At 38.0% G+C, this 12429-nt stretch carries 11 protein-coding genes and 1 pseudogene; 2 read left to right on the top strand and 10 right to left on the bottom strand.

The genetic code is table 11. The features are described 5' to 3' along the window. Positions 1-69 precede the first annotated feature (69 nt). Positions 70-942: a MetQ/NlpA family ABC transporter substrate-binding protein gene (locus FTT72_RS11900; RefSeq protein WP_180007758.1), complete on the bottom strand. Its 873-nt coding sequence runs from the start codon at positions 940-942 to the stop codon at positions 70-72. 656 nt (positions 943-1598) lie between these two features. Between FTT72_RS11900 and FTT72_RS11895 the strand changes: the two are divergent. Then, positions 1599-1904 (top strand): annotated as a pseudogene (locus FTT72_RS11895) (pyrimidine/purine nucleoside phosphorylase). Between the two features lie 253 nt (positions 1905-2157). Here FTT72_RS11895 and FTT72_RS11890 read toward each other — a convergent pair. Next, positions 2158-2715, bottom strand: a complete 558-nt coding sequence (locus tag FTT72_RS11890; protein WP_180178435.1) for a GNAT family N-acetyltransferase — start codon at positions 2713-2715, stop codon at positions 2158-2160. Between the two features lie 264 nt (positions 2716-2979). Between FTT72_RS11890 and FTT72_RS11885 the strand changes: the two genes are divergently transcribed. Beyond that, positions 2980-4203, top strand: coding sequence for a hypothetical protein (locus FTT72_RS11885; RefSeq protein WP_180178434.1), 1224 nt, complete (start codon positions 2980-2982; stop codon positions 4201-4203). A gap of 60 nt (positions 4204-4263) precedes the next feature. Here FTT72_RS11885 and purD read toward each other — a convergent pair whose 3' ends face one another. The 8 genes from purD to FTT72_RS11845 form a co-directional block, all read right to left on the bottom strand. Then, positions 4264-5547 carry a phosphoribosylamine--glycine ligase gene (gene purD / locus FTT72_RS11880; RefSeq protein WP_120365368.1) on the bottom strand — a complete coding sequence of 428 codons (1284 nt, stop codon included), beginning with the start codon at positions 5545-5547 and terminating at the stop codon, positions 4264-4266. A 132-nt stretch (positions 5548-5679) separates the two neighbouring features. After that, entirely contained in the window at positions 5680-7254 is a 1575-nt protein-coding gene (gene purH, locus FTT72_RS11875) for a bifunctional phosphoribosylaminoimidazolecarboxamide formyltransferase/IMP cyclohydrolase (protein WP_180003874.1), read from the bottom strand. Positions 7255-7349: 95 nt separating this feature from the next. Beyond that, the gene (gene fis, locus FTT72_RS11870; protein ID WP_001086304.1) at positions 7350-7619 is read right to left on the bottom strand and encodes a DNA-binding transcriptional regulator Fis; all 270 of its coding nucleotides are present in this window, start codon (positions 7617-7619) and stop codon (positions 7350-7352) included. A 392-nt stretch (positions 7620-8011) separates the two neighbouring features. Further along, positions 8012-8896 (bottom strand): DUF3426 domain-containing protein, encoded by an 885-nt coding sequence (locus FTT72_RS11865; protein ID WP_180178433.1) that lies wholly within the window; start codon positions 8894-8896, stop codon positions 8012-8014. A gap of 18 nt (positions 8897-8914) precedes the next feature. Further along, positions 8915-9817, bottom strand: a complete 903-nt coding sequence (gene prmA / locus FTT72_RS11860) for a 50S ribosomal protein L11 methyltransferase (protein WP_168377617.1) — start codon at positions 9815-9817, stop codon at positions 8915-8917. A 126-nt stretch (positions 9818-9943) separates the two neighbouring features. Then, complete coding sequence (locus FTT72_RS11855) at positions 9944-10831, bottom strand: bile acid:sodium symporter family protein (protein WP_180178432.1); 888 nt, start codon at positions 10829-10831, stop codon at positions 9944-9946. 75 nt (positions 10832-10906) lie between these two features. Next, entirely contained in the window at positions 10907-11785 is an 879-nt protein-coding gene (locus tag FTT72_RS11850) for a bile acid:sodium symporter family protein (protein WP_078188732.1), read from the bottom strand. 147 nt (positions 11786-11932) lie between these two features. Then, positions 11933-12283, bottom strand: a complete 351-nt coding sequence (locus FTT72_RS11845) for a hypothetical protein (RefSeq protein WP_180178431.1) — start codon at positions 12281-12283, stop codon at positions 11933-11935. Positions 12284-12429: the final 146 nt, after the last annotated feature.

The following is a 12429-nucleotide window of genomic DNA, read 5'->3' as shown; positions in this document are numbered from 1 at the left end:
AAAAAAGGGTTCAAAAATGAAAAAACAGGCAAAGTAAACTTTGCCTGTTTATTTGAAGAAATTATATTACTATTTTGCTTCAGTGAGGTAGCTAGTTGGTTTGTTTACATCAATTTTAGTACCACCAAAATGTTCATCGATGTAAGCTTTAACTGCTGGAGTGTGGTAAAGCGCGCCCACTTTTTGTAGAACTGGGTCATTTTGACGGTCAGCAGCAACAGCAAGAATATTCACGTTCATTTTTGTACTTTGATCGATTGGCTCATAGTAAACCGCATCTTTCAGTACGTTTAAACCACCTTCCATTGCAAGGGTATTACCCAAAACAATCGCATCAACTTCGTCTTTAACACGAACCGCAGTCGCCATTTGGATTGGCTTGATTACGATTTTCTTCGCATTTTCAGTGACGTCAGCAGGTGTACCTTTTACATCGTCAAAATCAGCTTTAAGTTTGATTAAGCCAGCAGATTGAAGTAGTAACAATGCACGTGATTCGTTTGCGCCATCATTTGGAATCGCAATGGTTGCACCTGTTTTAAACTCTTCAAGTTTTTTGACTTTGCTTGAATAGATACCCATTGGTTCTAAATAAGTTGTCGAAAGCGGTGCAATTTTATCTTTATTGTTGTCATTAAACGCAACCATATAGGCATATGACTGGAATGCATTAACATCAATTTCTTTGTTCGCTACAGCAGTGTTCATAGACACATAGTCAGTAAAGTTTTTCACTTCAAGTTTAATGCCAGCTTCTTTGGTTTCAGGAAGCGTAGCAATATAGCGCCAAATATCAGCATCTGAACCAGTCGAAGCCATGGTAACAGTTTGCACTTCTGCAGTGTCTTTTTGTTGTGCGGCGTCAGTTGCAGGAGCTTCTTGTTTACCACAGCCTGAAAGGCCCACAGATAAACCGAGAACTAATCCTAGGAGCTTTTTCATATATTCACCCGAGTAAATTTATAAAATTAATAAATTCACAAATCATATTATGGAGAGATTTACTTAAGTCTTTTATCAGACAGGCTGATAGATGCTTAATAATTTAAAATGCTACACAGACTTATACAATTAGATCTGAGTCTATTTCCAAATGGGAAAAGATAGCCATTGCAAGCTGCTGTAAACAAAAGATTTAATAAAGCAAATCTCTATATTTCGCTAGGCATCATATCAATTTTTTATTATTCAATATAGTGATTTAAAAAGTTATGCTTAGCACCAAAAATGTAAATGGAATATGTTTAATTAAATAATTTAATAAGTAAAAACAATATATTATTTATAATTAAACTATTTAAGTACGTCATTTGTATATGTTTAGGTCTATATAACAAATTTTAAAATGTATTGCTGAAAAAATGATAAAAATGAAATAAGTCCTGTCATACACAAAATTTGTAACATTCATATGTGAAAATAACGAAGAGCCTCAATCTAAGCTGAGTTGAAATCTTTATTGATATATTTGAAGTTCAACTCTGATTCATGGTTTTTCAAAATTTTAGATCTAAATCTGAGGAAGATTGAATCCACTATATTGTTTAATATAAACTGCTTAATAATTAATCATAATAAATTGCTATGTGAGGCACACTATGTCAAATCAGTTTGATTTCGTCTCAGTTGTAAAAAGCCTACGGTTCATTATCGCGGTAGATCGGTGAGCCATGTTTTAAAAATGGAAGATGGTAGCCAAAAAACTATAGGTGTATTTTTGATATCAGAACAACCTATGACGTTTGAGGTGCATGTGAAAGAACGTGTTGAAATCACATCGGGGTAGTGTTGTGCAAATTGGGGAGCAGGGCGAGTTTTTTCAATATACTTTTGGCGAAAGCTTTATTGTTCCACAAGATTCTATTTTTAAAGTGCAATGTACTGATGTCGTTGATTATGTATGACATTTTGATTAAGCATGCTTAAACAGGTTGGAGTTGCTTCAGCTTACACATCAAGATGTTTTAATTGCTAGTGATCGATATTGATATTTTTTCTTAACCCCGCACTTAGCGGGGTTTTTTATATGATTACATGAATGATTTTGCTGTCTTATACGAAATCCTGCGGTAACTAAAATTAAAGTATTTAACATCACCTATAACCACTGTTTGGCAGAGTTAATGTACTTTAGTTTTGCCGTGAATAATTATTGAATTAGCAAAAGGGGATGTGCAAATAATCACTGCGCTGAATTTCATAGAGTACATGACGGTTTAATGGATGATCCGCTGGTACATGCGGATGATTAAATTCACGGACTTTTTGCATACCAATGCGTTGCATGACATGTTCTGATGGTGTGTTCAAACTTGCTGTAAAGGAAATAACTTTATCTAATCTTAAGTTTCGAAAAGCATGTTTAAGTACAGCTTTTGCACCTTCGGTGGCATAACCTTGATGCCAATATTGCGGCAGTAAGCGCCAACCAATTTCAGGGGCATCGGCTATTTCAAATTCGGACGGGTGTATGTGTAAACCGATAAAGCCAATAAATTCACCTGTGGCTTTTAGCTCTACAGCGTATAAGCCCCAACCACGTGTTTCGATAGCATCTTTTAAGCGTTGCAGAAATGCAGTGGCTTCCTCAGCATTGAGCTTTTTGAGGAAATAACGCATGACCTCATCATCTGCACACATGTGGATGAATGGAGCAGTGTCGGAGTCTTGCCATTGGCGGAGAATGAGGCGAGGGGTTTGGATCAAATTTGTCATAAATTAGGATTGAATTTTAATTATAGAAAAATTTAGCAGGTTTTATTTTAGGTGATATTAAAATTTATGATTCCTTAGAAATATGATTGCAAAGAAATATGAGATTGGATAGTATTGGTTTAAGGTCGCCTACCGTACTTACGCATGAGTAGAAAAAGGATTCAAAAATTTAATGTCTTAGTTTTAAGTCATACCGAAATTTAATTTTCTTAAGTATCAACTCGTTTGGTTCTTAGCATTTAAACATGCGTTGCTAAAAGTCTTATGACACCAAAGATTCTTTGTATAAAGAGTTTAGAGTTGGCAGTAGGGAAAATTATGTCTATTCAAGAATTCGCATTTCAATTATCTAAAAAAATTCAAGATCAACATTCTGTAAAAATTAGTCGTTCACATATTTATGAACTAATTGCTTTGGATCTAGGTTATAAAACTTATAATTCCTTAGTTGCTCAGAATCTTTTACTTGATGCTGAATATGATGATTCCGAAGAATATTATCAGCATGAATTGATGAGTGCTTTAACACTAGAAATACTTAAAAATCCGCCTAAAATAGATTATTCAAATTTTAATGAAGATGATCTTCATTGGGATGATTATGAAGGTCGTGAATTTTTAGAAAATATTAAAAAAATTATTGTAAAACTTCAGGCTTTATTGAAATTAGATGCTGAAGAGGCTTTATATTTATCGATTGCTAAAACTATTTATCGAGAACTTTTATGGTTCAATATCGAAGTGATAAACTTTAGGGACATACGAAACTCTTTGAGTTATGTTGATTTTAATAATGGTCTAGTTCAAACATTTGAAGTTCTTAGCGAAATTGATGATAATTACTTTGATTCAGATGAGTTAGATTTTGAATCAATAGGAGATAATTTAGAAAAAATATTATCTTATGCTAAAGACCGTAAAAATCCTGATGCTTACGCTGTTTTAGGTGGTTATTATCGTTATTTAGCAAATCAAATAGCCCCTTATGGTAGGGGTTCAAATTTTGGTAGCTATTGGGATAATGATAAACAAAAATATATTAGTTCTGATCAAACTAAAAAAAATAAAGAAAAGTATGAGGAATATATAAAACAAGCTGAACAGTTTGAATCATATATCAAAGACAGTCCATTAAGTCTTAATGAAATCAACTTTGATGCAGATTCTGAGACAGTTTATAACCAAGTTCTCTATTTGTGTAATCAAGGTAATTTAGAAGCTATTGAGTATTTTCTTTACCAAAAATTATTTAAAAATAGTGGGGAAGCATGGCTCTATATTTACTTGGCTCAAATGTGTGGAACTGATTTTACCCAAGATGATTTGAAAGCTTATAATGCATATACAGGAGAAGAATACGATGATTATGGGCCATTGGAAATAGCAGGCCGTGAAGCAATTCAGTATGTTATAAACTTAGCTGAAATATCGGATGATAAGGATAATTTAGCGCGAAAAATTGCTACAGAGTTATTTGAAAAAATTTAATTTAGTTTAAGTGTTAAAAACCCCGCACTTAGCGGGGTTTTTACTTAATCAAATGAATGATTAAGCATTTTCACGTGCAATTGCGCGGTAGCCAATATCTTTACGGTATTGAACGCCGTCAAACGTTACTTTTTGGCACAGCTCTAAAGCTTTCGCTTGCGCTTCGCCAATGGTGTTGCCTAGCGCAGTCACACAAAGTACACGACCACCAGCAGTCACAATGTCACCATTCTCAAGCGCTTTTGTACCTGCATGGAATACTTTTGCATCAGCCATTTCTGTGTCTAAACCAGAAATCACATCACCATTGCTAGAAGTTTCTGGGTAGCCTTTAGATGCAAGTACGATACCTACAGTCTTGCGCTCATCCCATTCAGCTTCCGCAGGTAAGTTACCAGCGATACCAGCTTCAACCAAATCAACTAAAGATGATTTTAAACGCATCATAATTGGTTGAGTTTCAGGGTCGCCAAAACGACAGTTGAACTCGATCACTTTTGGTTGACCTTGTTCATCAATCATTAAGCCTGCGTATAAGAAACCCGTATAAACATGACCGTCTTTTTTCATACCTTCAACCGTAGGACGCATCACTTCATTCATGGTTTTTTCAAATACGTCAGCAGTCACAACAGGCGCAGGAGAGTAAGCACCCATACCGCCAGTGTTTGGACCTTGGTCACCTTCAAAGATACGTTTATGATCTTGTGAAGTCGCCATCGGCAAGATGTTGTCGCCATCAATCATACAAATGAAAGACGCTTCTTCACCCGCAAGGAATTCTTCGATCACCACACGTGAGCCGGCATCGCCAAATTTGTTGCCAGCCAGCATGTCATCAATCGCATCAAATGCTTCTTGATTGGTCATGGCAACAATTACGCCTTTACCCGCAGCAAGACCGTCAGCCTTGATTACAATCGGCGCACCATTTTTTTCAACAAATGCTTTTGCAGCATCTACTTCTGTAAATACATCATAGAAAGCAGTTGGGATGTTATGGCGTTTTAAGAAGTGCTTCGCAAATGCTTTAGAGCCTTCAAGCTGTGCAGCAAATTGAGTTGGGCCCCAAATTTTTACACCCGCTTCACGGCAAGCATCCACAACACCATTTACAAGCGGTGCTTCAGGGCCAACCACGATTAAATCCACCGCATTGTTTTTAGCAAAGTCGATGATCGCAGCGTTGTCTAAAATATTTAAGGCAACATTTTCGCATTTATTTTCAGTTGCAGAACCCGCATTGCCCGGTGCTACAAATACTTTTGCAACTTTGTCATCTTGTGCGATTTTCCATGCCAATGCATGTTCACGACCGCCATTACCCAAAACTAAAATATTCATCGGTTCATACTCCATGAATCGAAAATGACATAAAGTCCTCAACCTGAAAGCAGGAGAGGACTTTATGCAAGATTAGAAATCTAGTGTATTAAGCAAAAGACTGTGCTTAATTGTCATGATCAAGTTGCCAACTTAGTGACGGAAATGACGCATGCCAGTGAAGACCATTGCAATACCAGCTTCATCAGCTGCAGCAATCGTTTCTTCATCACGCATAGAACCACCCGGTTGGATAATGCATTTGATGCCCGCTTTTGCAGCGTTATCAATGCCATCACGGAATGGGAAGAATGCGTCAGATGCCATTACCGCACCTTCAACCACTAAACCAGCATGTTCAGCTTTGATTGCAGCAATACGAGCAGAGTTAACGCGGCTCATTTGACCTGCGCCAACACCAATCGTTTGACGGCCTTTCGCATAAACAATCGCGTTAGATTTAACGTATTTCGCAACTTTCCAAGCAAAGATCAAGTCATCAATTTCTGCTTCAGTTGGTGCACGTTTAGTCACAACTTTAAGGTCATCTTTCGTGATCATGCCTAAGTCTTGGTCTTGAACCAACAAACCGCCATTCACACGTTTGTAATCTAACTGAGCTTTACGTTCAGTAATTGCAGGAAGCTCGCCGCATACGAGTACACGTACGTTTTTCTTCGCGCCAGTAACTTCAAGCACGCCTTCAGCAACGCTTGGAGCAATGATCACTTCAACAAATTGACGGTCAACAATGGCTTGCGCAGTTGCAACATCTAATTCGCGGTTAAATGCAATGATGCCGCCGAATGCAGATTCAGGGTCAGTTGCATAAGCAAGGTCATAAGCCGCTTGGATGCCGTCTAAAGATACTGCTACGCCACATGGGTTTGCGTGTTTAACGATTACACAAGCAGGTTTAGCGAATGATTTAACACATTCAAGTGCTGCGTCAGTGTCTGCGATGTTGTTATAAGATAGTTCTTTACCTTGAAGCTGTTTCGCAGTTGAAACTGAAGCTTCAGTCGCTGTGTCTTCTACATAGAAAGCAGCAGATTGATGCGGGTTTTCACCGTAACGTAAGTCTTGAACTTTGTTCAATTGAGTATTGAAAGTACGCGCAAATTTATCTGCTTGACCTTCTTCCTTACCTACGCGAGCGCCTAAGTAAGAAGCGATCATACCGTCGTATTGAGCAGTATGTTCAAATGCTTTAACCGCAAGGTCAAAACGAGTTGCATGTGAAAGTGAACCTTCAGCTTTAAGCTCAGCAACGACAGTTGCATAGTCAGCAGCATTTACCACGATACCAACAGAAGCATGGTTTTTCGCAGCAGCACGAACCATAGTCGGACCACCGATATCGATGTTTTCAATCGCATCAGCAAGTGAACAGTTTGGTTTTGCAACAGTTGCAGCAAACGGATAAAGGTTAACAACTACAAGATCGATTGCATCGATGTTGTGTTCAGCCATCACAGCTTCGTCTAGACCGCGACGAGCTAAGATACCACCATGAATTTTCGGATGTAGCGTTTTTACACGGCCGTCCATCATCTCTGGGAAACCTGTGTGCTCTGAAACTTCAACTACGGCAACATTATTGTCTTTCAACAATTTGTATGTTCCGCCAGTAGATAAAATTTCTACCCCTAGAGCAGCAAGTTCTTGTGCAAATTCAACAATTCCAGTCTTGTCAGACACAGAGATTAAAGCGCGTTTAATAGTCATGATCTTCGTCACAGTTTTCAAGGAACAGATTAAAACAAAATTAGCAAAATGCAGGTTAAAAAAAATGCCTGCGGAAGCCGCAAGCATTTTATCATTTATTCACTCATTAAACCGTGAGCTTTCAACTTTTTACGTAAAGTACCACGGTTTAAGCCGAGAATCTCAGCAGCACGGGTTTGATTACCACGTGTATATTCAAGAACTACAGATAGAAGAGGCTTCTCCATTTCCGCCAGCACCATATCGTATACCTGAGATGGTTGCTCGCCTTGCAATTGTGCAAAGTAATGGCGAACTGCGCGATCTACGTGAATACGAAGAGCGACATCAGATTGTGCAGTAAAAATAGGAGATTTGCTATTCATGCGAATTAATCCGAAAAATCAAATATCACTTGGGTAAAGTGATTTGTTAAAAGTGGTCTATAAACTTGAATGAACTCCGTTTTAGTTCCTAATGCGGAGTTCTAAAACTTGTACATTACTTGTAGCTTGACACAACTCGCAAAATTGTTCGAAAAATAAGCGTAACAATAGATTAATAATTGTTACAGCCTAAAAAACAAACAAAAAATCTACTCAATACGCAATAAATATTAAAGCGCACGGTTGGGATTGTATTTGTTGTGAAAAATTAGCGAGGAGTTTGCAGCACAAAGCTTTCGTGGCGCGTATCATACCATTGTCTAGGAAAAAGTGAGCAAGAAAACTGCATTTTTTTTATGTTTTTTTTACTTTTTTAATAGTTTTTTTCAATATTAGGGGCGAATCAACTCAATTGAATAATTATCGAAGCTTTTGCGTGCAATTGGTAGGCTAAATTGGAATTTAAAAGGACTACTTTTTGGGATCCGTTGGATGCCATGCAGACTTTCGTCCAAATACTCTTCAGGTAAAAGCGTATAGTTTGCTATTTCAGTACCATTTTCTTTTAGTGAAATTTTCATATTGGGTAAGGCAAGGCTACGGTCATGAAAATTGATCATTTCACCAGTAAAACGTGTTTCATTATTTCCAATGCTACGAATTTTGACTTTTTTGGTACTAATTAAACTGTAGTGTTCTTCGAGACGTGAACAATTAAAGACATCACACACTGCTGTGAATGCAGCACCCATTACTGGGCTGTTTTTTAAATATTGAGGATTGAACCAGAAAAACTGGAATATAAGTGCACCAAATAAGAAGACATTAATACAGAACCACATAAAATAGTTCAGTGGGGTACGTTTTTTATCCTTTTCAGCCTGTTCTGCCCAATTTACAGCAGGAAGGTTGCCGATCGGTTCGGTGCTGAAATAATTTAAGTTATTTAAATAAGTTTTTAGATCGATATTAGAGTTTTCGACTTTTTGATCAAATAGTTTTAATAAATGGTGGGTTGGTGTTTCTTCAACAGTCACTGGTGTAAGCGTATTATTAAATTCGCTGACATTAATAATAGTATTGGAGTTTTTTTGAGGTGCATTTTCTTGCTCAGGGGTAGAAAAAGACAACGCTTTATCTACCACCAAATGAGACAGTGAATTAAAAGATGTAGAGCACTTTGGGCAACAAACCATGCCCTGAGCGACAGTAAGCTGCGGAACAGTTACTTTATATGTTGTAAAACAAGTTGGGCAGTTAGTTAATTTGTCGCTCATAAGTACACATTTTAAATTTTAATACTGTTGGCGTTTACCCGAAATTCGGCACCATGTTTCGTCACGTTTTTCTACGTCTAATATATCAAAAAATTCAGAATAAACACTAGAAACATCAGAAACTTGCTCTTCAATTACACCTGCAAGTGCGAACTCGCCCTCAGATTTAATTAAAGTTGAGAATTCTGCAGCCAAGGCCATTAGAGGGCCTGCAAGAATATTAGCAACAAACACATCGGCTTTTTGTCCAGCGAGCTCTTGGTTGAACTCTTCAGGTAGGCCTACATACAGATTTTCCAGTACACCATTCAATTCTGCATTTTGTTGTGTTGCTAAAACGGCTTGTGGGTCAATATCAGTGGCATAAACTTTTTTGGCACCCAAAAGTAAAGCGGCAACACCTAAAATACCAGAACCACAACCGTAGTCGATTACGATTTTATCCTTAAGATCAACTTTACCTAACCATTGTAGGCATAAGAATGTTGATGCATGGTTACCAGTACCAAATGCCAGACCTGGGTCTAGTTTGATGTTTACGGCGTCTGCTTCTGGTGCTTCCATCCATTCTGGTACGATCCAGTATTTTTCACCAATTTTAATAGGCTCGTAAGCATCCATCCATGTGCGTTCCCATTCTTGGTCTTCAATGAATTCGCTACGCATTAGTGCTTCAGGAAGTTGAGCTTTAATAAATGTTTTTAATGCAGCAACATCAATTTCTTCATCATCTTCTTGTGCATAGATACCAGTAACGATCACTTTATTCCAAAGTGGTGTTTCACCTGGAAGTGGTTCAAGTAAATCCTGATTTTCTGCATCATCTAGCGTGACACTGACTGCACCTAAAGAACTGAGCAGCGTTTCAGTGTAATCAACTTGAGCTTTTTCAACAGTAATATGAATTTGTAACCACTTCACGGACATAACCTAAATGAGTTTTATAAAAAGCTATTGTAACGGAACTCGGCAACATGCAGCTAGCGATTATCAAAATTGACAAAAAATAAAAGGATGCACGTGGCATCCTTTTAAGTTTTCAGCGACTTAACTTTTAATTGTTTCGGAAGCTGTTGTCGAAATCGGTGCAAAACGTGTAATTAGGAAGCCAAATACAGCGGCAAAGATATACATAAAGATTGAATAAACCGCCGCAGGCATTGCAACGGCCGAGCTTGCCATCACTGTTAAGGCGATGGTCATGGCTAATGTGCTGTTATGAATCCCGATTTCAAATGCACATGCACGTGCCTGAGCACTATTGATGCCGAACAGTCGCGGAACAAAATAACCAATGCATAAGCTGAAAATACAGAATAGAACCGTTGCTAAGCCAACTTGAGTTAGATAAGCCGCAATATTATGTCGTTCAGAGTAAATAGCACCGATAATAATTAAGATGAGAAAGACTACAGCAAAGATGCGGAGTGGTTTATGCAGTTTCTCAGTCAGTTTAGGTGCATAGTGACGAAGCAGCATACCTATACAGACTGGGATGATAATGATGCCGAAAACTTGGAGGATTTTTCCAAATTGTAGGCTGATTTGTTGGCCTTCTTGCATGAAGTGCATGATCGAAAAATTCACGATCAATGGAAGGGTTAATGCTGCAATGACTGAGTTGATGGCGGTCAGGGTAATATTTAAAGCCAAGTCACCTTTAAATAGATAGCTAAATAAGTTCGCTGTACTACCACCGGGTGAGGCTGCAAGTAGCATCAAGCCAACTGCAAGCAGTGGTGGTAAAGCCAGCAGTTTACATAATAAAAAGGCAATGCCGACAAGCAACACGAGCTGGCAAAATAATGCAATCAACACGGCTTTAGGGTGCTTGGTGACACGTGCGAAATCTTTGGGGGTAAGTTCTAGCCCAAGCCCGATCATAATAAAGGCCAGTGCTAATGGCAAAAGAACTGTAATAATTTCAGAATCCATATTATTTATTCTCCTTGAGCATATTTAATGGTTTTTCACCAAAGTCCTTATGGTGATTGCGTTAGAAAAAATAGTTTAGGTTTTCACTTGTTGAATCAGGTGACTGCCACGGCGCGTCAAAATAAAACCAAATAAGGTCGCCAATAAATACATAAAAATAGAATAAACACCGGCAGGTATCGCCACTGTGGTGTTTTCAAGCACACTCAGTGCGATGGTTAGGGCGATACTAGTGTTATGAATGCCAATTTCAAAAGTACACGCACGTGCCTGTTTTTCCGGCACGCCCGCGAGGAATGGAATTAGGTAACCCAAAAATAAGCCACTGAAACAGAGTAAACAGGTTGCAATGCCGACGCTGGCAAAATACGTAATAATGTTGGATTGTTCACGCAAAACTGCGAGTGTAAAGATAAGAATTAATAAGAAAATAGACAACATTCGCATCGGTTTGTTGATGTGATACGCAATGGTCGGAAAGGAGTTGCGAATAAACATACCGAAACATACCGGTATCAAAATAATCAGAAATACATGGGTGATCTTGTCGATAGGCATACCAATGCTAGTGCTTTCACCAACAAAATGCAAAATGGATAGGTTGACGATAAAAGGCAATGTAAAGCACGAAACAACTGAGTTGATGGCTGTTAAGCTAATGTTTAATGCAACGTCACCTTTATATAGGTAGCTAAAAAGGTTAGCAGTGGGGCCGCCGGGTGAAGCCGCAAGCAACATGAGCCCGACCGCGAGTAAAGGGGGTAACTCAAGCAACTTACACAGGAAAAAAGCAATACTGGTCAGTAAAATAAGCTGAGTAAATAAAGCGATGAAAATAACTTTTGGATAGCGTCCAACGCGTAAAAAGTCTTTGACAGAAAGTTCAAGCCCCAAACCCATCATCATAATGGCTAAAGCGATGGGTAGAAAAAATGCAAATAATCCCGAATCCATGGAATTTCCTGATATTTTTATCCTTATAGTATTTTTGAGTTTATCTCAGTTTAATAAATAAGCAATAAATAAAAGCGAGTAAAAACTGATGTTTTACCCGCTTTATTTTTGATCTGTTAATTGGTCGATATTTTTATCGACAACTGTTTATTTAGGACGAGGAGGAGTGAACCCTAAAGCACATTTTCCTTTAATTTCTTGTCCATTAATCGTTGCAGTGGTGGCTTTTGCATCTGCACTACATGTGCTTAATAATTCGGCTTCTTCGCCATGAAGATTTGCATTTTTGGAAGAACTAAAAAATTGTGGTTCGCAGGTACCATTCCAGATAATACCGCGATAGGCAAATGATACTTGAGCGCCTTGGCTTTTACCTTTACAGACTTGTTGATATCGCTGTGCATCATACACTTTATCAACTTTATCGTTGGCTGAGGCAGCAAGTGGTGATAAACATAAACCGCATAAAACCGTGGATAGCAAAATATTCTTATTCATACTTATAGTCCTTATGATTCTCATGGGATCTATAACAGAATAAAAAATCATCAGAATAAAACAACTATCTTCGAGTAACATTTGCTTGAGAAATGTATATTTTTATGTGGAATTTGCAAAGTATGTATGTTCATAAAGAAATATAT

Origin of the sequence: Acinetobacter sp. YH01005, from assembly GCF_013420465.1 — a bacterium.
Classification (GTDB): domain Bacteria; phylum Pseudomonadota; class Gammaproteobacteria; order Pseudomonadales; family Moraxellaceae; genus Acinetobacter; species Acinetobacter amyesii.
This window is presented reverse-complemented; position numbering and strand designations above follow the sequence as displayed.